General features: G+C 66.8%; 22 protein-coding genes and 1 pseudogene. 12 read left to right on the top strand and 11 right to left on the bottom strand.

What is annotated here, in order from left to right; translation table 11 throughout:
• Nucleotides 1-75: 75 nt before the first annotated feature.
• The 4 genes from R2601_RS11455 (at nt 76) to R2601_RS11470 (ending at nt 2,980) form a co-directional block, all read left to right on the top strand.
• Nucleotides 76-426 carry a CidA/LrgA family protein gene (locus tag R2601_RS11455; protein ID WP_007798317.1) on the top strand — a complete coding sequence of 117 codons (351 nt, stop codon included), beginning with the start codon at nt 76-78 and terminating at the stop codon, nt 424-426.
• Nucleotides 419-1,144, top strand: a complete 726-nt coding sequence (locus R2601_RS11460) for an LrgB family protein (RefSeq protein WP_007798320.1) — start codon at nt 419-421, stop codon at nt 1,142-1,144. Before R2601_RS11455 ends, R2601_RS11460 begins: the two co-directional genes overlap by 8 nt.
• Before the next feature lie 96 nt (nt 1,145-1,240).
• Nucleotides 1,241-2,626 (top strand): GntP family permease, encoded by a 1,386-nt coding sequence (locus R2601_RS11465; protein WP_007798323.1) that lies wholly within the window; start codon nt 1,241-1,243, stop codon nt 2,624-2,626.
• 159 nt (nt 2,627-2,785) lie between these two features.
• Nucleotides 2,786-2,980, top strand: coding sequence for a hypothetical protein (locus R2601_RS11470; RefSeq protein ID WP_007798324.1), 195 nt, complete (start codon nt 2,786-2,788; stop codon nt 2,978-2,980).
• Nucleotides 2,981-3,061: 81 nt separating this feature from the next.
• On the opposite strand, the gene ilvC is transcribed toward R2601_RS11470, so the two are convergent.
• Nucleotides 3,062-4,084 (bottom strand): ketol-acid reductoisomerase, encoded by a 1,023-nt coding sequence (gene ilvC / locus R2601_RS11475; RefSeq protein ID WP_007798327.1) that lies wholly within the window; start codon nt 4,082-4,084, stop codon nt 3,062-3,064.
• 147 nt (nt 4,085-4,231) lie between these two features.
• On the opposite strand from ilvC, the gene R2601_RS11480 reads away from it, so the two are divergent.
• The 3 genes from R2601_RS11480 to R2601_RS11490 all read left to right on the top strand — a co-directional run bounded on the left by R2601_RS11480 (nt 4,232) and on the right by R2601_RS11490 (nt 6,402).
• Nucleotides 4,232-4,687, top strand: coding sequence for an Lrp/AsnC family transcriptional regulator (locus tag R2601_RS11480; RefSeq protein WP_007798328.1), 456 nt, complete (start codon nt 4,232-4,234; stop codon nt 4,685-4,687).
• The gene (locus tag R2601_RS11485) at nt 4,684-5,148 is read left to right on the top strand and encodes an Lrp/AsnC family transcriptional regulator (RefSeq protein ID WP_007798330.1); all 465 of its coding nucleotides are present in this window, start codon (nt 4,684-4,686) and stop codon (nt 5,146-5,148) included. Before R2601_RS11480 ends, R2601_RS11485 begins: the two co-directional genes overlap by 4 nt.
• A 129-nt stretch (nt 5,149-5,277) precedes the next feature.
• A complete protein-coding gene (locus R2601_RS11490; protein ID WP_007798332.1) occupies nt 5,278-6,402 on the top strand; it encodes an aminotransferase class V-fold PLP-dependent enzyme in 1,125 nt (374 codons plus the stop codon).
• Between the two features lie 209 nt (nt 6,403-6,611).
• Here the strand turns inward: R2601_RS11490 and R2601_RS11495 are convergent, their stop codons facing one another.
• The 3 genes from R2601_RS11495 to R2601_RS11505 all read right to left on the bottom strand — a co-directional run bounded on the left by R2601_RS11495 (nt 6,612) and on the right by R2601_RS11505 (nt 8,855).
• Nucleotides 6,612-7,805, bottom strand: a complete 1,194-nt coding sequence (locus R2601_RS11495) for a UbiH/UbiF family hydroxylase (protein ID WP_007798335.1) — start codon at nt 7,803-7,805, stop codon at nt 6,612-6,614.
• A gap of 56 nt (nt 7,806-7,861) precedes the next feature.
• A complete protein-coding gene (locus R2601_RS11500) occupies nt 7,862-8,077 on the bottom strand; it encodes a hypothetical protein (protein WP_007798339.1) in 216 nt (71 codons plus the stop codon).
• Nucleotides 8,078-8,210: 133 nt separating this feature from the next.
• Nucleotides 8,211-8,855 (bottom strand): pyrimidine 5'-nucleotidase, encoded by a 645-nt coding sequence (locus tag R2601_RS11505; RefSeq protein ID WP_007798341.1) that lies wholly within the window; start codon nt 8,853-8,855, stop codon nt 8,211-8,213.
• 99 nt (nt 8,856-8,954) lie between these two features.
• Here R2601_RS11505 and R2601_RS11510 point away from each other — a divergent pair, with 99 nt between their 5' ends.
• The gene (locus tag R2601_RS11510; RefSeq protein ID WP_007798345.1) at nt 8,955-9,599 is read left to right on the top strand and encodes a GntR family transcriptional regulator; all 645 of its coding nucleotides are present in this window, start codon (nt 8,955-8,957) and stop codon (nt 9,597-9,599) included.
• On the opposite strand, the gene R2601_RS11515 is transcribed toward R2601_RS11510, so the two are convergent.
• Together R2601_RS11515 and carA are read right to left on the bottom strand one after the other, a co-directional pair.
• Nucleotides 9,584-11,434: a glycosyltransferase family 2 protein gene (locus tag R2601_RS11515; RefSeq protein ID WP_007798347.1), complete on the bottom strand. Its 1,851-nt coding sequence runs from the start codon at nt 11,432-11,434 to the stop codon at nt 9,584-9,586. The two genes, R2601_RS11510 and R2601_RS11515, sit on opposite strands and share 16 nt — an antisense overlap.
• Before the next feature lie 92 nt (nt 11,435-11,526).
• On the bottom strand, nt 11,527-12,666 hold the full coding sequence (carA, locus tag R2601_RS11520) for a glutamine-hydrolyzing carbamoyl-phosphate synthase small subunit (RefSeq protein WP_007798349.1): 1,140 nt from the start codon (nt 12,664-12,666) through the stop codon (nt 11,527-11,529).
• Between the two features lie 196 nt (nt 12,667-12,862).
• On the opposite strand from carA, the gene R2601_RS11525 reads away from it, so the two are divergent.
• Complete coding sequence (locus R2601_RS11525) at nt 12,863-13,330, top strand: GatB/YqeY domain-containing protein (RefSeq protein WP_007798351.1); 468 nt, start codon at nt 12,863-12,865, stop codon at nt 13,328-13,330.
• 45 nt (nt 13,331-13,375) lie between these two features.
• Here R2601_RS11525 and R2601_RS11530 read toward each other — a convergent pair whose 3' ends face one another.
• From R2601_RS11530 to ctaD, 4 genes are all read right to left on the bottom strand, one after another.
• Nucleotides 13,376-14,272, bottom strand: coding sequence for a hypothetical protein (locus tag R2601_RS11530; protein ID WP_007798354.1), 897 nt, complete (start codon nt 14,270-14,272; stop codon nt 13,376-13,378).
• Between the two features lie 29 nt (nt 14,273-14,301).
• Nucleotides 14,302-14,799, bottom strand: coding sequence for a DUF2244 domain-containing protein (locus tag R2601_RS11535; protein WP_007798355.1), 498 nt, complete (start codon nt 14,797-14,799; stop codon nt 14,302-14,304).
• Nucleotides 14,800-14,883: 84 nt separating this feature from the next.
• Complete coding sequence (locus R2601_RS11540; protein WP_007798359.1) at nt 14,884-15,633, bottom strand: metallophosphoesterase family protein; 750 nt, start codon at nt 15,631-15,633, stop codon at nt 14,884-14,886.
• Between the two features lie 118 nt (nt 15,634-15,751).
• The gene (ctaD, locus tag R2601_RS11545; RefSeq protein WP_007798362.1) at nt 15,752-17,425 is read right to left on the bottom strand and encodes a cytochrome c oxidase subunit I; all 1,674 of its coding nucleotides are present in this window, start codon (nt 17,423-17,425) and stop codon (nt 15,752-15,754) included.
• A gap of 363 nt (nt 17,426-17,788) precedes the next feature.
• Between ctaD and R2601_RS11550 the strand changes: the two genes are divergently transcribed.
• Together R2601_RS11550 and R2601_RS11555 are read left to right on the top strand one after the other, a co-directional pair.
• Nucleotides 17,789-17,983 carry a YjiS-like domain-containing protein gene (locus R2601_RS11550; RefSeq protein WP_007798364.1) on the top strand — a complete coding sequence of 65 codons (195 nt, stop codon included), beginning with the start codon at nt 17,789-17,791 and terminating at the stop codon, nt 17,981-17,983.
• A 154-nt stretch (nt 17,984-18,137) separates the two neighbouring features.
• Nucleotides 18,138-18,599 carry a GNAT family N-acetyltransferase gene (locus tag R2601_RS11555; RefSeq protein ID WP_007798367.1) on the top strand — a complete coding sequence of 154 codons (462 nt, stop codon included), beginning with the start codon at nt 18,138-18,140 and terminating at the stop codon, nt 18,597-18,599.
• Nucleotides 18,600-18,604: 5 nt separating this feature from the next.
• Here the strand turns inward: R2601_RS11555 and lipB are convergent, their stop codons facing one another.
• The gene (lipB, locus tag R2601_RS11560) at nt 18,605-19,255 is read right to left on the bottom strand and encodes a lipoyl(octanoyl) transferase LipB (protein WP_007798370.1); all 651 of its coding nucleotides are present in this window, start codon (nt 19,253-19,255) and stop codon (nt 18,605-18,607) included.
• A 222-nt stretch (nt 19,256-19,477) separates the two neighbouring features.
• Here lipB and R2601_RS26985 point away from each other — a divergent pair.
• Nucleotides 19,478-19,663, top strand: a pseudogene (locus R2601_RS26985) (peptidoglycan-binding protein); the annotation flags it as partial.

Genomic DNA, 19,663 nt, shown 5'->3' on the forward strand with positions numbered 1-19,663 from the left:
GCGACCGCATAACCGCTTGATCCGCACCGCCCTTGGGCGGTTATCCTTCGGGGGAGGTTTCCCCCGGAGGTGCATATGCTTGGCTATCTCACCCTGATCTTCGTCTGCCAGCTTGCCGGCGAGCTGGTGGTCGGCACGCTGGCCATGCCGGTGCCCGGGCCGGTGGTCGGCATGGTGCTGCTGTTCCTCTACCTCGCGCTGCGCCGCACGGTGCCCGAGGGGCTGGGGCAGGCGGCGGGCGGGCTGCAACGCGCCATGTCGCTGCTCTTCGTGCCGGCGGGCGCCGGGATGATGCTGCATTTCCATCTGCTGGCCGAGGCGGCGCTGCCGCTCGGGCTGGGGCTGCTGGTGAGCACCATCGCCACCATCGCCGTCACCGGCCTGCTGATGAGCTGGCTCGGGCGCGGGGCGCGCGACGATGGATAACCTCGACAATCTCGCCGAGACCTGGGTCTATCTCAGCGCCTCGCCGCTGTTCCACCTGACACTGACGCTGGTGGCCTTTCAGGGCGCATCGTGGCTGTTCGAGAAGGGCGGGCGCAACCCGCTGCTGAACCCGGTGCTCGGGGCGGTGATCGTGGTGGTGGCGCTGCTGCTCGCCACGGGCACCGACTACGCCACCTATTTCGAGGGCGCGCAGTTCGTGCATTTCCTGCTTGGCCCGGCGACGGTCTCGCTGGCGGTGCCGCTCTATCGTCAATGGGCGCTGGTGCGACGTTCTGCGCTGGCGATCACCGTGAGCCTGCTCTGCGGCTCGCTGACCGCGATCCTCACGGCGGTGGGCGTGGCCTCGCTGGCAGGTGGCGGCAGCGAGGTGCTGGCCTCGATCGCGCCCAAGTCGGTCACCGCGCCGGTCGCCATGGCCATCGCCGAGGAACTTGGCGGGGTGCCCTCGCTGACCGCGGTGCTGGTGATCGTGACCGGCATCCTCGGCGCCATGCTCGGCCCGCTGGTGCTGACCCTCGTGGGGGTGACGGGCTGGAGCGCCCGCGGCCTTGCCATCGGCACCGCCAGCCACGGCATCGGCACCGCCCGCGCGCTGCAGGTCAACGAGACCGCCGGCGCCTTTGCGGGGCTTGCCATGGGGCTCAACGCGCTCGCCACGGCGCTCTTGCTGCCGATCCTCTGGGGGCTGCTTTTCTGACGTGAAGTCAAGGTGGTGAAGTTTCCGTGACGGTGCTGGTCCTCGTCACTCATGCGGGCTAGGTCCCCTCTCGATACAACTGGAGGGGAATCTCATATGGGTCTTTTCGGAATCATCCTGTCACTCGGGCTGCTGATGTACCTCGCCTATCGCGGGATCAACGTGCTGATCCTTGCGCCGCTGCTCTCGGCGCTCGCGGTGCTGATGTCCGGCGGTCTGCCGGTGCTGGCGACCTATACGCAGGTCTTCATGGAGAGCCTCGGCGGCTACGTCATCACCTATTTCCCGCTGTTCCTGCTGGGCGCGATCTTCGGCAAGGTGATGGCCGATGGCGGCGCGGCGCGCACCATCGCAGAGCGCATCGTCGACTGGGTCGGGCCGGGGCAGGCGATCCTTGCCGTGGTGCTGGCCTGCGGCGTGCTGACCTTCGGCGGCGTCTCGCTCTTCGTGGTGGCCTTCGCGATCTATCCCATCGCCAACGCGTTGTTCCGCCGCGCCGACGTGCCCAAGCGGCTGTTGCCGGCGGCCATCGCGCTGGGCTCCTTCACCTTCACCATGACCGCCTTTCCCGGCACCCCGGCGATCCAGAACGCCATCCCGATCCCGTTCTTCGGTACCAACGTCTTCGCCGCGCCGCTCTTCGGCACGCTGGCGGGGATCATCATGCTGGGCGGCGGCACGCTGTGGCTGAACCGCCGCCGGGCCAGCGCGCAGGGCCGGGGCGAGGGCTATGGCGAGCACGACAGCACCGGCGCCGACAGCACGCTGCCGTCCGATGTGAAACTGCCGAATTTTGCCGTGGCGATCGCTCCGGTGGTGGCGGTGATCGGGCTCAACGCGCTGTTCACCTACGTGCTGATCCCGATGATGTCGGCCGACTACCTCGCCGAGCCGCAATATGGCGAGACCTCGCTGAGCTCGGTCGCCGGCATCTGGGCCATCATCGTGTCGCTGACCCTGTCGATCCTGCTCGCCATCGGGCTCAACTGGGGGCGTTTCAAGGACGTGTTGGAGACCGTCAACACCGGCACGATGGGCTCGCTCCTGCCGGTGTTCAATACCGCTTCCGAGGTCGGCTACGGCGCGGTGATCGCCTCGCTGCCGGCCTTCGGTTTGATCCGCGACGCGGTGCTGGGGCTGTTCCCGAACAACCCCGTGGCCTCCCTTGCGGTGGCGGTGAACGTTCTGGCCGGCATCACGGGCTCTGCCTCGGGCGGCATGTCGATCGCGCTGAACGCGCTCGGCGAGCAGTTTGCCGAGATGGGGCAGGCGCAGGGCGTGAGCATGGAGTTGATGCACCGGGTCACCGCGCTGAGCTCTGGCGGGTTCGACGCGCTGCCGCACAATGGCGCTGTCATCACCCTGCTGGCGATCACCGGGCTGACCCACAAGAAGAGCTATGGCGACATCTTCATGGTCGCGGTGGCGATCCCGGTTCTGGCCACGGTCACGGTGATCGTACTGGGCTCGCTGGGCCTCTGAGGGGCAAAGCTGCCGTTTTTTTGAGCGGTTTGCGCTGGCCATTGCGGAAAGACGGAGGGCCGATGCTGCATTGCAGCGTCGGCCCTCTCGATTTACGCGATCTTCGGTTAGGGTGAAAGAGGGAGGACCGGACCAACGCCAATTGAAGGACCTCTCCCCATGTGCCTGACCGCTGAAGCGCTCTTCCTCTTCCTGTCCGTGCTGCCACCCGAGATCGTCGAGACCACGGAATCCCGCATCACCGTCGCAGCCGAGACCCGTGACGCGGTCTGGCTCGCCAAGGGGGACGAGTGGTGCACCTCTGCGCCTCAGATCGACGCCGCGATCCGGCTGAAGCGCGGCGAGGCGCTCTGATCGCAGCCGCAACGCAAAAGCCCGCGCCGGTGAGGGCGCGGGCCTGATCCGGCCAGAGCGGCCGGATGGATCAGCGAGCGATCAGTTCTTCGCCTTGTCGACCATCTTGCCGGCGGAGATCCACGGCATCATGTCGCGCAGCTTTTCACCGACCTGCTCGATCTGGTGCTCGTCATTGGCGCGGCGCGAGGCCTTGAGGGTCGGCTGGCCGACCTGGTTCTCGAGCATGAAGTCGCGCACGAACTTGCCCTTCTGGATGTCGGTGAGGACTTCCTTCATGCGCTTCTTGGTCTCCTCGTAGGGGAGGATGCGCGGGCCGGTGACGTACTGGCCATACTCGGCAGTGTTGGAGATCGAGTAATCCATGGTGGCGATGCCGCCTTCATAGATCAGGTCGACGATCAGCTTCACCTCGTGAAGGCACTCGAAATAGGCCATCTCGGGGGCGTAGCCGGCTTCCACCAGGGTCTCGAAGCCGCAGCGGATCAGCTCGACGAGGCCGCCGCAGAGCACGACCTGCTCGCCGAAGAGGTCGGTTTCGCACTCTTCGCGGAAGTTGGTCTCGATGACGCCCGAGCGGCCGCCGCCGATGGCCGAGCAGTAGGACAGGCCGATCTCAAGCGCCTTGCCGGTGGCGTCCTGATCGACGGCCACGAGGCAGGGCACGCCGCCGCCCTTGACGTATTCGCCGCGCACGGTGTGGCCGGGGCCCTTCGGTGCCATCATGATGACGTCGACGCCGGGCTTCGGCTCGATCAGGCCGAAATGCACGTTCAGGCCGTGGGCAAAGGCGATTGCCGCGCCGTCCTTGAGGTTGTCATGGACGTACTTCTTGTAGGTCTCGGCCTGAAGTTCGTCGGGCATGGTGAACATGATCAGGTCGCACCAGGCTGCCGCTTCGGCGATGCCCATGACCTGCAGGCCTTCGCCTTCGGCCTTCTTGGCCGAGGGGGAGCCTTCGCGCAGGGCGACGACGACGTTCTTCGCGCCGCTGTCGCGCAGGTTCAGTGCGTGCGCGTGGCCCTGGCTGCCATAGCCGAGGATCGCCACTTTCATGTCCTTGATCAGGTTGATGTCGCAATCGCGGTCGTAATAAACGCGCATGGTCTCGTCCTTCCTAGGTGATCTTGTTTTTGATCTCGTTGTGGCGGGCAATCTAGCGGGCCGGGGGCGATGGTGCTTGCGTAGTTCTTGAATTTTCCACGCAATGGTGAAAGATCATTCTCGGTTTCGAGATTATGCGGGGAATTCATGCTCGACGATACCGACCGGCGCATCCTGCGCCAGTATCAAGCGGCGCCCGAGATGCCGTCGGCCGAGCTGGCCGAGCGTGCCGGCGTCACGCCCTCGACGCTGGCGCGGCGGCTGGCCGCCATGCGCGAGGGCGGCGTGCTGCGCGGCGTGCGCGGCGTGGTGCACTGGCCGGCGCTGGGCTACGACATCGAAGTGATGCTGCGGGTGACGCTGGAAAAGACCCATCCGCGCGCCTTCGACGAGTTTCTCGCCGGCGCCCGCTTGGTGCCGGAGGTGACCGAGATCCAGACCTTCCTCGGCTCGGTCGACATCCGCCTCGTGGTGATCGCCCGCGATCTCGCGCATTATCAGGTGCTCTACCGCGAGAAGCTGCTCACCCTGCCGCATATCGCCGACATCGAGGCGCTGATGCATGTCTCGCTGGTGAAATCCGACGAAACGGTGCCGCTGTGAGCGCCCTTGAGGATCTCGACGAGATCGACCGCGCCCTGATCCGGGCGCTGGCCGAGGATGCCAATGCCAGCGCCGGGGCGCTGGGGCGCCGGCTCGGCCTGTCGCAGCCGGCCTGCTGGCGCCGTATCCAGCGGCTGCGGGCGGCGGGCGTGTTCCGCGGCGCGCGGCTTGATCTCGATCTCGAGCGGCTGGGCTTCGGGGTGACCGTGTTCCTCGGCATCAAGCTCGCCACCAAGGGCCGGGTCAGCCTCGAGGATTTCGAGCGCGCTGTGCGGGCGATCCCGGAGGTGCAGGTGGTCGATCACGTGCTTGGCGCCTTCGATTACCGGCTGAGGGTGGTGGCGCGTGACCTGCCGGATTTCGAACGCGTGCTGCGGCGGCGCATCATGACGCTGCCCGGCGTCGGCAATGTCGAGGCCAACGTGATGCTGAGCGAAGAGCGCCGCCCCGGCCCGGTCTAGCCGTCGGGAGGCGGGACGGCGCTCGCCTGCGGCAATCGCCCCGCCCGCCATCCCGCGATGCCGCCCTTCGGAGGCGTTGCGTTTGCCGCGCGATGGGGTATCGAAGGGGCAAACAGACAGGAGCTTGCCATGCCGCTGCGCGATGATGTCGACCCGAACGGGCTCGAGGAATTCTCGGTCGTCTTCACCGACCGCTCGCTGAACCACATGTCCGCCGATTTCCAGCAGGTGATGCGTGACATCTCCTCGATGCTGCGCGAGGTCTACGGCGCCGAGGGCGTGGCGCTGGTGCCGGGCGGTGGCACCTTCGGCATGGAGGCCGTGGCGCGCCAGTTCGGCCAGGGCGCCAAGGCGCTGGTGGTGCGCAACGGGTGGTTCTCGTTCCGCTGGTCGCAGATCTTCGACGCCGGGGCTTTCGGCGGCGAGGTGACTGTGATGAAGGCGCGCCAGACCGGCAACGAGCCCGTCGCGCCCTTCGCGCCGGCCCCGATCGAGGAGGTGGTCGCGGCGATCCGCGACGAGGCGCCGCAGATCGTCTTTGCCCCGCACGTGGAGACCAGCGCCGGCATCATCCTGCCCGACGATTACATCCGCGCCATGGCCGAGGCCGCGCACGAGGTCGGCGCGCTGATGGTGCTCGACTGCATCGCGTCGGGCTGTATCTGGGTCGACATGGCCGCCACCGGCGTCGATGTGCTGATCTCGGCGCCGCAGAAGGGTTGGTCGGCGACGCCCTGCGCCGGACTGGTGATGCTGTCGCAGCGGGCTCTGGCGCGGATGGAGGAGACATCGTCGAACTCCTTCGCCATGGATCTCAAGAAATGGCGCGAGATCATGGCGGCCTACGAGGCGGGCGGCCACGCCTATCACGCCACGATGCCGACCGATGGTCTGAAGATGTTCCGCGACGCAATGATCGAAACCCGCGAGATGGGCTTCGACACCGCCAAGGCCGCGCAGTGGGATCTGGGCGACAAGGTGCGCGCGATGCTTGCGGCACGGGGCATCAGGTCGGTGGCGGCCGAGGGCTTCGGCGCGCCCGGCGTGGTGGTGAGCTACACAGACGATCCCGAAATCAAGACCGGCCGCGCGTTTGCCGCGAAGGGCACCCAGATCGCCGCCGGCGTGCCGCTGCAATGCGACGAGCCGGCCGGCTTCTCGACCTTCCGGCTCGGTCTCTTCGGGCTCGACAAGCTGGCGGATGTCGATGGCACGGTGGCGCGGCTCGAGACGGTGCTTGACCAGGTGGTCTGAGCGGCGCAATCGCCGGGGGGAGGGGGCCAGCCCCCTCTTGGCGCAAGCGCCAATTCACCCCCGAGGTGTTTCGAAACCAGAGAAGACAGGAGCGGCGCGCCCCTGTCTTCTCTTCGTCAAAAATACTCCCGCCGGAGGCAGGCCGGACCGTGCCGCCCGCGCGACGTCGGGCACGGGCACCACGCTGGACGGAGGCGCCTTCCTCACGCTCAGGTTCTGGTGCCGAGACCCAGTTGCATCAGCGTGCGGCGCACCGGGGCGATGCCGTAGAACGCGTCGAGCGCTTTGGCGCGGGCATCGCGCAGCGGCGGAGCGGAGAGCATCGACGTCCGGTTGAGCAGCGTGATGCCCGCGACCCGGGCGCGGATGTCGACGATGCGCTGGCGGTGATAGCTTGCGAGCATCTGGCGGTCGCCGAGCCGGTCTGGGGCCCGGATCGCCAGTTCGTGAAGTGCGCGCAGGTCGTTCAGGGACATGTTGAGCCCCTGCGCGCCGATTGGCGGCACCACGTGGGCCGCCTCGGCGACCAGAGCCAGTCGCTCGCCGGAGAGGCGTTCCGCGTGCTGCGCGATGATCGGCCAGAGCGTGCGCTGCGAGGCGAGTTTCAGCGGCCCCAGGATATGACACGAGCGTTCGGACATGGCGGTCTCGAGGTCGGGCGTGTCGAGCTTGAACAGCGCCTCCGCCTTCGGGCCTTCCTCCATCCAGACCACCGCCGAGGAGGGCTGGCCATCCAGATCCGGCAGAGGCACGAGGGTGAAGGGGCCGCCGGTGCGGTGGACCTCGGTCGAGACATTGCCATGCGGGATCGGATGGGTCACCGCGAAGGCAAGCGCCTTCTGGCCGAAGCGCGTGGTCTTCACTCCGATCCCGGCGGCGCGGCGCATCGGCGAGTTGCGCCCGTCGGCGGCGATCACCAGCCGCACGGTGGCGTGGCTGCCATCCGACAGCCCGACCCGCGCCGAGGCCTCGCGGGTGAAGAGCGTGGTCGTGCCGGTGCCGGGGCGAAAATCCACCCCCGGCATCTCGTGCAGATGGGCGGAGATCTCCCGCCGCAGCAGCCAGTTGGGCAGGTTCCAGCCAAACGGCCGCTCCGAGATATCCTCGGCGTCGAAATCCCGCGTCACGCGCGGCTCGGGCCGCTCACCGCCGGCATCGATGATGCGCATCACCTGGAGCGGCATGGCGTGGCCGTCGAGCCGAGCCCAGATACCGCACTGGTCGAGGAAATCCCGCGCGGGCTGCAGGAAGGCGGTGCTGCGCAGATCCGCTCCGGCCGCCTCTCGGTCGGTCACCGGAGGGGCAGGGTCGACGCAGAGCACCGAGAACCCGGCAGAGCCGAAGGCGGCGGCCGCGGTCAGACCCGCGATGCCGCCGCCCGAGATGAGAATGTCGTAATCCATGACCGCTCTCCTTTGCCTCTCTATCTAGGGCAGGCGCGGGTAAGAGGCCATGCCGCTTACTTGCCGACCGTGATCAGAAGGATCCCGGCATAGCAGAAAGGCACGCAGGCCAGAGCCGACATGGCAAGACCCACGGGACCCCAGATCACCGTGGCGGTGACGACCAGCGCGAGAAACAGCGCGATGCCAGCGAAGAGCTTGGCTTCGATGCTGATGCCGCCCGAACGGGTCTCGGTGGGGGTGGCGTAGTCTGCGGTCTGGGTCATGGCCATTCGGGGATCTCCTTCGAAACTGTCTGGCGGCCGCGCGGAGCGGCGGTTCCGGACCGGAGATAATGATGCACGCGGCGCATATCATCTGTCAGAATTGCCGCAGGCACGAAATGTCGCAGTCTGTCGCGCAGGCTCAGCGCAGCCCGCGCAGAAAGGCCGTGAGATCATCGGTATGGTGCTCGATGTGATCGCCCTCGCCACGCTCGGGCGCCACGTGCACGGTGCGCATGCCCATGGCGTGCGGCGCCGTCAGGTTGCGCGGGTCGTCCTCGAACATCGCGGCCTGCGCGGGATCTGTGCCGTCGAGTGCAAAGACAGCGCGGAAGGCGCCTTCCTCGGGCTTGGGGCGGTAGCCCGCGTGCTCGACTCCATAGATCGCGTCGAAGGCTGCATCCAGCCCACGCGCCTGCAGCACCTGCGCCGCATAGGGCGCGCTGCCATTGGTGTAGACGATCTTGCGCCCGGGCAGCGCGGTGATCAGTTCGGCCAGGTGCGGGTCGGGGGTGAGCGCGTCGAAGGTGATGTCGTGCACTTCCTCGAGATAGGCGTCGGGATCGATGTGATGCTCGGCCATCAGTCCTGCCAGCGTGGTGCCATGCAGGTGCCAGTAGGTCTTGCGCAGGGCGTCGGCCTCGCCGTGGTCGGCGCCGGTGACGCGCATGACGAAATCGGTCATCTTGCGCTCGATCTGGTCGAAGAGACGGGCGGCGGGCGGATAGAGCGTGTTGTCGAGGTCGAAGACCCAGTGACGCACGTGTGAGAAATGCTGTTTCACCATGGCGGCGACCCTAGTCCCGGCGCGGCAGCGCGGCAATGGGCGCATTGATCCCGGTGGCGTGATGGCGCTATCGTCGCGCAATCGCCCGAGGAGACACGCATGAACCAGATCCGCACCCCCAACAAGGACGCCTACACGCTGATCCTCGAGGCCATCGATTCCGGCGTCTACCGCCCCGGGGACCGTCTGGTCGAAAGCGAGCTGGCCGAGCGCTTCGGGGTGTCGCGCACACCGATCCGCGAGGCGCTGCAGCGCCTCGAGACGCAGTCGCTGCTGGCTCGCGACGGGCGCTCGCTGATCGTCGCCTCGCTCGATCACAACCAGATGGCCGAGCTCTACGTGGTGCGCACCGAGCTCGAGGGGCTGGCGGCGCGGCTGGCGGCGCGTCATGCCACCGAGGAAGAGATCCAGGTGATGCGCGACATGGTCAGCGAGGACCGGGTGCTGCTCGACGATCCCTCGGCGCTGGCCCGCGCCAACCGGCGCTTTCACAAGATGATCCACCTCGCCTCGCACAACCGTTTCCTCGTGCAGCAGCTTGATCTGGTGCATCGCTCCATGGCGCTGATGGCCACAACGTCGCTCGCGGCGCAGGGACGGGGCGAGATCGCGCTGGCCGAACACAAGGCGATCGTCGACGCGATCTCGCGGCGCGACGAGGATGCCGCCTACAAGGCGCTGCGCGACCATATCTCGGTGGCCTTCGTGACGCGGCTCAAGCTCGACAGTCACAAGATCGACTGAGCCGTGCCCTGTGCGGGGCGCTCCGGCAGGTCGGCGCCTTCGTGGTCGGGCGCAGAGTGGCCGTGCATCGTCTTGTCCCAGAAGAACGGACGGGTGACCAGCTCGAGCAACGCCTTGTAGATCGCCACGGTGGCGAGGGGAAAGTAGAGAAACAGCGTCGGAACCCAGGGCAGCAGGCCCTGGTGCGGGCTCCGCGCGACCGCGGCGACGCTGACCATCAGCGAGATCGCCTCGGCGACGAGGAAGCCTCCGAACAGCAGCTGTTTCTGTGCCTCGGTGAGGATGGCGAGGGCGGCGGGCTGCCAGCCAAGCAGCAGCAGCCAGAAGCTCCAGAGCGCGGGGGCGAGCAGGAACTGCAGGATCGTGGTGAGAAACAGGACCTGCATCCCGACGAACCGCCACGCTCCGAGATCGCGCAGCAGCGTGAGCGGTCGGCGGGAGTGCACCAGCCAAGTGACCATGTAGCCCTTGAGCCAGCGCGACCTCTGCCGGATCCACGGCCAGGTGCGGTTGTTGGCTTCTTCCCGGGTCACAAGAGGGACGAGTTCGGTGACATAGCCAAAGCGGGCGAGGCGGATGCCGAGGTCGGCGTCCTCGGTCACATTGTGCGCGTCCCAGCCGCCAACCCGGTCGAGCGCCTCGCGACGGAAGAACACGGTGGTGCCGCCGAGCGGAATCGGAAAGCCCAACCGGGCAAGCCCGGGCAGCACGAGGCGGAACCACGTGGCGTATTCGATGGTGAAACAGCGCGACAGCCAGTTGGCATGGGGGTTGTAGAAATCGAGGATGCCCTGAAGGCAGGCGGTTTCGGGCGGGGCGCGGCAGAAATGCCCGGCGACCTTGAGAAGCTGGTCGGGGGCAGGCGAGTCCTCGGCATCGTAGATCCCGACAATGTCGCCCTGGGCGAAGGTCAGCCCGTAGTTCAGCGCCCGCGGCTTGGTGGCGATCGGGCCGCCTGGGACCTCGATCACCCGCAGCCAGGGCGGCAGGCGGGTTGCCGCCAGCGCGGCGCGGGTGGTGTCGTCGCTGGCCTCGAGCAGCAGCAGCACTTCGAGCCGGTTGCGTGGGTAGTCGAGGCGCGACAGCCGGTCGAGCAGCGCCGCGGCGATACGCTCCTCGCGGAACAACGGCACCAGCAGCGAGATCCGGGGAAGTCGCACGGGGCCGACTGGTGCGTCCGGCACCGAGCGCCGGCTGGCAAGGAGGGCGGCAAGCCGGGTGATCTGGGCGAGGATCAGAACCGCGATGGCAAGCGATGCAGCCGCCAGAAAGAACGCCGCGGGTGCGAGCGCGAGGGTGGTCAGCGCGGCCAGCGCAAAGCCCCCGGCGGCAAGCGCCCGTCGCGGCGTGAGCCGGTTCAGGTCGCGGCAGCTCAGCTCGGGGCGCAGGCGGGTTTCGGCGTCGCGGGCCAGTGCCGGGCCGTGGCGGGCGGCGATCTCGGCGTGGATGTCGGCCATCGAGGCGGTCGCCATGACCACGTCGTCGCAGCCGGGAGGCAACGCGGCGCGCGCCGCGTCGAACCTCTCGGGCCGGGCGGTGGCCAGAAGCAGGGTGTTGCCAACCTGCCGCCACGGCAGGGCCGCATAGCGCAGGCAGGTCTCGGGCGGCAGCAGGGGCGCTAGGGCAGGATCCGGCGGACGTTGGTTGCGCTCAAGATGCAGCACCGGGCCGCGCCAGAGTGGCGCCGGGGCCTCGGCGAACTGCAAGCTGCGCACGGGCGCCACGGCAAACGGCCGCGATGGCTTTGGCGCGGGGATCTTCGGGGCGGCTGACTCTGCGGCGCTGGCGCCACGCGCCGGGCGCGTCGAGCGGAAGACCGGTCTGCTCTCTGGCATGATCCCCTCCTGTACCGGGACAGGAAGGGTTCTGGAGGCTTATGGTAAAGCGTTCGTTAATTTCGGCGGGTCGCGCCGAAATTTCGCCGCAATTACATCGCCTGGACGAAACGCTCGAACAGGTAGAAGCTGTCCTGCGGGCCGGGGCTCGCCTCGGGGTGATGCTGGACCGAGAACACCGGGCGGTCGCTCATGCGGATGCCGCAATTCGAGCCGTCGAAGAGCGAGACATGGGTCTCGACCACGCCTTCGGGCAGCGACTGGCCGTCGACCGCGAAGCCGTGGTTCATCGAGGTGATCTCGACCTTGCCGGTATCGAGCTCCTTGACCGGGTGGTTGGCACCGTGGTGGCCGTGGTTCATCTTGACGGTCTTGCCGCCAAGCGCCAGCGCCAGCATCTGGTGGCCAAGGCAGATCCCGAAGACCGGCAGCTTGGTGTCGTCGAGGATGCCCTTGATCATCGGCACGGCGTAGGCGCCGGTCGCGGCCGGGTCGCCGGGGCCGTTCGACAGGAACACGCCGTCGGGTTTGTGCGCCAGCACGTCCTCCTTGGTCGCGGTGGCGGGCAGCACGGTGACGTCGCAGCCGGCAGAGGCGAGGCAGCGCAGGATGTTGCGCTTGGCGCCGTAGTCGATGGCGACCACCTTCTTCTTGGGCGCGGTCTGCGGCGCGTAGCCCTCGGGCCAGGCCCACCGCATCTCGTCCCAGCGGTAGCTCTGGGCGCAGGTCACGCCCTTGGCGAGGTCGACACCGGTCAGACCCGGGAAGGCGCGTGCCGCCTTGACCAGAGCCTCGACGTCGAAATTCCCCTCGGGATCATGCGCAAGTGCCACGTGCGGTGCACCGGACTGCCGGATGGCGCGGGTCAGACGCCGCGTGTCGATGCCGCCGATGGCGATGCGCCCGCGCGAGGCCAGCCATTCGGACAGCTCCTGCACCGCGCGCCAGTTCGAGCTTTGCGTCGGCATCCACTTGACCACCATGCCAGCGGCGACCGGATCCTGGGTTTCGTCATCCTCGGGGTTCACGCCGACATTGCCGATATGCGGGAAGGTGAAGGTCACGATCTGCCCGGCATAGGACGGGTCGGTCATGATCTCCTGGTAGCCGCTCATGGCGGTGTTGAAGCAGAGCTCGGCCTCGGTCTGGCCGGTGGCGCCGAACCCCTGTCCGTAGAACAGCGTGCCATCGGCGAGGGCGAGGCAGGCAGTAGGTTTGGCGATCGGCGGCATGGCGCGACTCCTTTTGGCAGCTGGCAGACGGCAAATTGCGCCTTAGGTAAGGTGCGCGGGACTTGGGGTCAAGTGCTATCCTGAAAACGGAATGTATTTGAAATCAATGCTTTAGCGGGCGGGCGCGCAGAGTTGCGCCGCGCCGGGGCTTTCGGTAGGTTGGGCGCTTGAAACGTCAACGGGGATAATCGTTTCCATGCAATTGCGAGAACGCATCTCGGCTGCGACCAAGCAGGCGATGAAGGACCGGGCCACCGACAGGCTGTCGACGCTGCGGCTGATCAACGCCACGTTCAAGGATCGCGACATCGCGGCTCGGAGCGCGGATGGCGAGACCAAGGTCGACGAGGCCGAATTGCTGGCGCTGCTGGTGAAGATGGTCAAGCAGCGCAAGGAAAGCGCGCGGACCTACGAGGAGGGCGGCCGGCTCGACCTCGCGGAACAGGAACTGGCCGAGGTCGAGGTGATCGAGGAATTCCTGCCAAAGCCCATGAGCGACGCGGAAATCTCGCAGGCGGTCGACGATGCAATGACCGAGGTCGGCGCCAGCTCAATCCGCGACATGGGCAGGGTGATGGGGGTGCTCAAAGGGCGCTACCAAGGCCGCATGGACTTTGGTGCCGTGGGGCCGATGGTCAAGGACCGGCTCGCCGCGGCGGGCTGAGGCCCGGGGTTTTTCCCAACAGGCAGGTGTCGGCGGGACCGCCGCTCAGGGCTCGGGAAATTGCTTCCGGGCCGCTTCCCAGTCCTTTGGGTCGACGGGGAATCGCTGCACGAAACGGGTCTTGAACCCGACCCGTCCGCGGCGCGCACCGAAGTTCTCGCCGTGATTGAGCACGTAGAGCACCGACGGCCGGCGCAGCGCCGAAAGACCGCGTCCGGCGAGCCCTGCCAGATAGGGGAACATGCGGTGCTCATGCGCGGTCATCTCGCGCAGGAAGGCGGCGCTCTCGGGCAACTCGGGATCGTGCAGCAGCGCGGTGCAGGAGCCGCAGAGCTTCCAGAACGGCTTGCGCAGCGGCTTGGTGAGGCGGCGCGGCCCGGCCAGCGCCACGTCGCCGGTGGCATGATCCATCACGTAGCCGGTTTCGACGAGGTAGCCGGCCTCCTGCCGCTCCAGCATCTCGGAAACCGTGCCGTCGCGCAGCAGGTCGTCGGCATCGAAGCTCATGACATAGGCGGGGCCACGCGACTCAGCGGCGAGGTGATCGCAGAGTGCGGCCAGCTTGCGCCACTTGTCGTTGCCCGGGGTCGGATCGTAGAAAGGTAGCCAGCTGATGCGCGGATCGTCGGGCAGGGGCGGGCGCTCCTGGCAGCAGATCACCGCCTGCCACGCGCCGTCCTGCCGGCGAAAGCTCTCGACGGTCTGCTGCAGCCGCTCGGTCACCGCTTGCCAATCGCCAACGTGATGCGGCCCGACCAGCGGCACGAGGAAGATCACCTTCTCGGCCCGGGGGCGGGGCCTTCCTCGAGCCGCAGCGCGCAACGCCAGCGCCGCCTGTTCCGATGGCGCGGGCGAAAGCCGCTCAGCCAGGGACGGCGCGAGGCTGGCGGCGGCGCGCAGGGCGAGGCGTTTCAGCTTGGGCGTGGCGGGGGCCTGGGCCATGGGAAATCCTTGCGGGGACCGGGGTGGCGTCAGGGGCTGGCGAGCACGCGCACCCGGTCGCTCAGCTCGGCGAAAAGGGTCTTGCGTTCGTCTTCGCTCAGAAACGCGCCGATCTCAACCTCTCGCCCGCTGCCCTGCAGCGTCACGTAATAGGGCACCGGGCCGCCGCGCTCGTGCATCGCGACCTTGACCCAGTAGGGGTTGCCCTCCCAGTCCTGATCGGGGCCGCGCGGGTTGTGCCGCACGAGGCGCAGGGTCTCATGGTCGATGGTGAGAATCTCGAGGATCTGCCGGTCTCGGTTGTTGCGTCGGATCGCGAACCAGATGCCGCCCACCGCCAGCAGCATGAAGGGCAGCAGACCCCAGAGCAGCACCGTGCCGATCAGCCCGAAGAACGGGATCAGCGCCAGCAGGAAAAAGCTCAGGATGAAGATCGAGAAGCCCTCGGCCGAAAGTGACTGGTGCGGCCAGAGATGCAGCTCTGCCCGGTCGGACGGTGTCTCGGTCTGTTCCCAACGATATGGCATGACGGGCGAAATCTAACACCTCCCGCGCGCCGGTCGACAAGAAAGATGTCGCTGGTCTGCTGCTGTGGCGAGGGGGCGCGGGGCTCAGGCCGAGAGCCAGCCGGTCTCGAGCGCGCGGGCCCATTCGTCTCGGCCGCGCGCTCGGGCAAGGGCGGCCATGCGGCGGCTGTCATAGGGCACGTGGCGGTGGCTGACCTGCCAGCTCTCGCCCTCGCGCGTCAGCACCGCATAGCAGGCATCCGGTGTGCCGGTCTCGACCACGTGCGGCACCGGGTGGATGTCGTCGTAGCCGGGGCAGCCGACGCTGCCGGGATTGACGATGAGCTGCCCGTTCAGGCGCACGGCGCGGGGCAGGTGGGTGTGGGCGCAGAGGATCAGAGGCCTGGTCACGCCCCCGAGCCGCGCGGCAACGGTGGCCTGCGGGGCAGGGTGCACGATGCCCTCGGGGCTGACCTCGTCGAGCCAGTAGACCTGATCACTGCCGGGCGTGGCGTGGCAGAGGAAGGCATTGCCCAGCTCCAGCACCATCGGCAGGCTGCGCAGCCAGCCCATCGCCCTTTCCGGGAGCTCGTCACGGGCGACCCGGTCCGAGGCCATAAGCTCGTGCGGAAGATGCTCGATCAGGTGCCGGTCATGGTTGCCGCGCACCGTGGGGAAGGCGCGCTGGTGCAGGATCTCCCAGGTTTCGGAGGCGGCGAGCGGGCCGCTGAACACGTCGCCCAGATTGATCACCGTGCTGATGCCGAGCCGGTCGATATCGGCCAGCACCGCCCGCAGGGCGTCGGCGTTGCCGTGGATGTCAGCGATGGCGGCGAAGCGGTTGGGCAGGGTCATGCGACAACTGCAGCCGGTTTTGCGCGCTTGCGCAAGGAGGCAGATCAACACCGCGCCAAAGAAGAAGGCCCCGGAGCGTGCTCCGGGGCCTTCTGGTCTGTCGGGATCAGCGTGGCGCTCAGTGCGCGTGTTGCTTGTCCCAGTCCTCGCGCTTCGGCAGCTGCTCGAAGGTGTGCTCCGGCGGCGGCGAGGGCAGGGTCCACTCGAGCGTGTCCGCGTACTCGTTCCACGGGTTGCGCTCGGTCGCCGGTGCGCCCTTGCGGATCGTGTAGATCACGATGCCGAAGAACAGCAGGAACGAGGCGAAGGACAGGAGCGCACCCCAGCTCGACACGAAGTTCCAGGTGGCGAAGGCCTCCGGGTAGTCGATGTAGCGGCGCGGCATGCCCTGGCGGCCCAGGAAGTGCTGTGGGAAGAAGGTCAGGTTCACGCCGACGAAGAACATCCAGAAGTGAATCTTGCCCAGCGTCTCGTTGTACATCTTGCCGGTCATCTTCGGCAGGTAGAAGTAGACCCCCGCGAAGATGGTGAAGGCCGCGCCCATCGACATGGTGTAGTGGAAGTGCGCCACGACATAGTAGGTGTCGTGATAGGCGCGGTCCACGCCAGCCTGGCTCAGCACGATGCCGGTCACGCCGCCGATGGTGAACAGGATCAGGAAGCCGAGGGCGAAGAGCATCGGCGTCTTGAACTCGATCGAGCCGCCCCACATCGTCGCGATCCACGAGAAGATCTTAACGCCGGTGGGCACCGCGATCACCATGGTGGCGAGCATGAAGTAGCTCTGCTGACGCAGCGACATGCCGACGGTGTACATGTGGTGGGCCCACACGACGAAGCCGAGCGCGCCGATCGCGATGATCGCCCAGACCATCGGCAGGTAGCCGAAGACCGGCTTGCGCGAGAAGGTGGCGATCACGTGGGATGCGATGCCGAAGCCCGGCAGAATCACGATGTACACTTCCGGGTGGCCGAAGAACCACAGGATGTGCTGGTAGAGGATCGGATCACCGCCACCTGCGGGGTCGAAGAAGGTGGTGCCGAAGTTGCGGTCGGTCAGCAGCATGGTGATGGCGCCGGCCAGAACGGGAAGGGCCAGCAGGATCAGCCATGCGGTGACGAAGATCGACCACGCGAAGAGCGGCACCTTGAACAGCGACATGCCCGGGGCACGCATGTTCAGGAAGGTGGTGATGATGTTGATCGCGCCGAGGATCGACGAGGCGCCCGAGACGTGCACCGCGAAGATCGCGAGGTCGGTCGACATGCCTGCCTCGGTGGTCGAGAGCGGCGGGTAGAGCACCCAGCCGATGCCCGAGCCGAGCTGGCCGTTGCCGCCGGGCGAGAACACCGAGCAGACCGCCAGCGTGGTGCCGGCAGCATAGAGCCAGAAGGACAGGTTGTTCATGCGCGGGAACGCCATGTCCGGCGCGCCGATCTGCAGCGGCATGAAATAGTTGCCGAAGCCGCCGAAGAGCGCCGGAATCACCACGAAGAACATCATCAGGATGCCGTGGCCGGTGATCATCACGTTCCAGAGGTGGCCGTTGGGCGTGCAGTTTTCGGTCGCGGTCGGAATCAGACGCGCCCCTTCCATGCACATGAATTGAACGCCCGGCTCCATGAGCTCGAGTCGCATGTATACGGTGAAGCACACCGAAATGAGGCCCACGATCGCCGAGGTGATCAGGTACAGAATCCCGATATCCTTGTGATTCGTAGACATGAACCAGCGGGTGAAGAACCCCCGGTCATCCTCATGTTCGTGGCCGTGAATGGCGGCGTCTGCCATTGTCTGCCTCCTGTTGGTCCGTCCCTGGCGGCTGCTTGAGAACCACAACCCACCTCTCTTTCAAGTCTCTCTTTTAGAATGTCCCTAAGGACGCGGCAATATTGGGGTTTGATCTGGATCAAACTTTATTGTCGCACCTCCCTTGCGACGGGCATGCATCCTTCCAATAGGGGGGATGAGCGCGATCTGGTTCTACCTTTCTGCGATCGGCGCTTTCCAGCGCAACCAAGGGGCGTGCGCACATGTGACTTGACGCGAGCATGCGCGACACGTCAGGTTTTCCAGACCTGTCAGCACCGCTGTTTTGTGCTAGGGTGAAGACATTAATACCAAGTTTCTTTGTTTTGAGTGGAGAAGCCCGCGATGGCTTATTTTGAGCACACGGTATTCGAGTCCGTTTGGCGGACATTCTGGCGCTGGGTATCAGCGCCGTTCTGCAGCCGCAGGAAGCAGGTTCTCGAGCAGCGCGCGACGCTGCGAACGATGTCTGATGACGAACTCCGGCAGATCGGGCTGACCCGCGAAGACCTCCGAGACGAGATGTTCCGCACGCCCTGACCGGGCGCTGCCGAGCAGAGACCTCACCTTGCCCGACCCCAGTCTGCAAGGTGCGTGCCTGTCGGTGTTGTTCCCCACCGTGACAGGCTAGGCTGACCGGAGCGGCTCTCTCCCCAGATCCGCCGCTCCGGTCAATTCCCGTGAGGAACCCTTGATGAACGATCCGCTGCCCGAGACCGCGATTGCCGGGATCTCCGACCTTCCGGAGATCGAGGCGATCGTCGAGGCGGCCTACCGTCCCTACGTGGCGCGCATGGGTCTGTTGCCGGGGCCGATGCGCGACGATTACGCCGCCCATGTCGCCGCCGGACGGCTGCGGGTGCTGCGCGATGGGCAGGGGCTGGCGGGGCTTCTGGTGCTGATCCCGGAAGCGACCCACATGCTGCTCGACAATATCGCCATCGCGCCGCGGGCGCAGGGTCGGGGCTATGGCCGCCTGCTGCTCGACTGTGCCGAGGCCGAGGCGCGGCGGCAGGGCTTCGGCGTGATCCGCCTCTACACCCACGTGACCATGGTCGAGAACGTCGCGATCTACCGCAAACGCGGCTATGCCGAGACCCACCGCGCAGAGGTGAACGGACTTCAGCGCGTCTACATGGAGAAGCCGCTGCCCTGAGCGGCTCAGTTGCCGAAGACCTCGTCGAAGCTGCGCTTCAGCGCCACGTCGAGGTCTGCCATGCAGACCGGCAGGCCGAGATCGACAAGGCTGGTGACGCCGAACTCGGTGATGCCGCAGGGCACGATGCCTTCGAAATGCGACAGCTCCGGTTCGACATTGATCGAGATGCCGTGGAAGCTCACCCATTTGCGCAGGCGGATGCCGATGGCGGCGATCTTGTCCTCGGCCATGCGGCCGTCGGGCAGGCGCGGCCGGTCGGGGCGCTCGACCCAGACACCGACCCGGCCCTCTCGGATATGGCCGGTGACGTTGAACTCCGCGAGCGCCGCGATCACCCAGGCCTCGAGCTGCTGCACGAAGCGACGGATATCGCGCCCGCGCCGGTTGAGGTCGAGCATGACGTAGATCACCCGCTGGCCGGGGCCATGATAGGTGTACTGCCCGCCGCGCTTGCTGTCGTAGACCGGGAAGCGGCCGGGCTCGCGCAGATCCTCGGCCCGGGCCGAAGTCCCGGCGGTGTAGAGCGGCGGGTGCTCGAGCAGCCAGATCGCCTCGTCGGCCTCGCCCGCGGCGATGGCGGCGGCGCGCGCCTCCATGAAGGCCACCGCCTCTTCATAGCCCGTCAGGCCATCGGATGTGATCCACTCGGTCATGGCGGATCGGCTAGGCCCAGTCGGGCAGGGCGTCAAGAGCGCACCGCACCCGGTTTGGAAGCCTGTCCGTCAAGGTTGAGGCATTTTTGCATCGCTCATTCATTGACAGAATCGTGAATGCGACCGAACCTGACGTGATAGCACGTCGACTTTTCGCCCTATATCGCGCGGCCGCGGCATCAATTCATTCGCGGTTCGCTCCATTTTTTCAGGAGATTGACTGTGAAACGCCATGTCATCGCCGGCCTTCTTACCTCAAGCATCGCCCTCACACCGCTGCCCGCGCTGGCCGACAACGCCTTTGTCGGGGGCCTCGTGGGGGGCATGATCGGCAGCGCCATCGCCAACCAGCCGAAAAAACAGCGGGTCTACCGCGCGCCGGCCAAGAAGACCTATACCAGCCGCAGC

The organism is Salipiger bermudensis HTCC2601, from assembly GCF_000153725.1.
GTDB lineage: Bacteria > Pseudomonadota > Alphaproteobacteria > Rhodobacterales > Rhodobacteraceae > Salipiger > Salipiger bermudensis.

Bases quoted from the DNA above. Each gene is read 5' to 3' on its own strand.
- R2601_RS11550 (WP_007798364.1), top strand. From the start codon at position 17,789: ATGGCTTATTTTGAGCACACGGTATTCGAGTCCGTTTGGCGGACATTC.
- ctaD (WP_007798362.1), bottom strand. From the start codon at position 17,425: ATGGCAGACGCCGCCATTCACGGCCACGAACATGAGGATGACCGGGGG.
- R2601_RS11525 (WP_007798351.1), top strand. From the start codon at position 12,863: ATGCAATTGCGAGAACGCATCTCGGCTGCGACCAAGCAGGCGATGAAG.
- R2601_RS11480 (WP_007798328.1), top strand. From the start codon at position 4,232: ATGCTCGACGATACCGACCGGCGCATCCTGCGCCAGTATCAAGCGGCG.
- R2601_RS11515 (WP_007798347.1), bottom strand. From the start codon at position 11,434: ATGCCAGAGAGCAGACCGGTCTTCCGCTCGACGCGCCCGGCGCGTGGC.
- R2601_RS11455 (WP_007798317.1), top strand. From the start codon at position 76: ATGCTTGGCTATCTCACCCTGATCTTCGTCTGCCAGCTTGCCGGCGAG.
- R2601_RS11460 (WP_007798320.1), top strand. From the start codon at position 419: ATGGATAACCTCGACAATCTCGCCGAGACCTGGGTCTATCTCAGCGCC.
- R2601_RS11540 (WP_007798359.1), bottom strand. From the start codon at position 15,633: ATGACCCTGCCCAACCGCTTCGCCGCCATCGCTGACATCCACGGCAAC.
- lipB (WP_007798370.1), bottom strand. From the start codon at position 19,255: ATGACCGAGTGGATCACATCCGATGGCCTGACGGGCTATGAAGAGGCG.
- R2601_RS11510 (WP_007798345.1), top strand. From the start codon at position 8,955: ATGAACCAGATCCGCACCCCCAACAAGGACGCCTACACGCTGATCCTC.
- R2601_RS11470 (WP_007798324.1), top strand. From the start codon at position 2,786: ATGTGCCTGACCGCTGAAGCGCTCTTCCTCTTCCTGTCCGTGCTGCCA.
- R2601_RS11505 (WP_007798341.1), bottom strand. From the start codon at position 8,855: ATGGTGAAACAGCATTTCTCACACGTGCGTCACTGGGTCTTCGACCTC.
- R2601_RS11535 (WP_007798355.1), bottom strand. From the start codon at position 14,799: ATGCCATATCGTTGGGAACAGACCGAGACACCGTCCGACCGGGCAGAG.
- R2601_RS11555 (WP_007798367.1), top strand. From the start codon at position 18,138: ATGAACGATCCGCTGCCCGAGACCGCGATTGCCGGGATCTCCGACCTT.
- ilvC (WP_007798327.1), bottom strand. From the start codon at position 4,084: ATGCGCGTTTATTACGACCGCGATTGCGACATCAACCTGATCAAGGAC.
- R2601_RS11530 (WP_007798354.1), bottom strand. From the start codon at position 14,272: ATGGCCCAGGCCCCCGCCACGCCCAAGCTGAAACGCCTCGCCCTGCGC.
- carA (WP_007798349.1), bottom strand. From the start codon at position 12,666: ATGCCGCCGATCGCCAAACCTACTGCCTGCCTCGCCCTCGCCGATGGC.
- R2601_RS11465 (WP_007798323.1), top strand. From the start codon at position 1,241: ATGGGTCTTTTCGGAATCATCCTGTCACTCGGGCTGCTGATGTACCTC.
- R2601_RS11495 (WP_007798335.1), bottom strand. From the start codon at position 7,805: ATGGATTACGACATTCTCATCTCGGGCGGCGGCATCGCGGGTCTGACC.
- R2601_RS11490 (WP_007798332.1), top strand. From the start codon at position 5,278: ATGCCGCTGCGCGATGATGTCGACCCGAACGGGCTCGAGGAATTCTCG.
- R2601_RS11500 (WP_007798339.1), bottom strand. From the start codon at position 8,077: ATGGCCATGACCCAGACCGCAGACTACGCCACCCCCACCGAGACCCGT.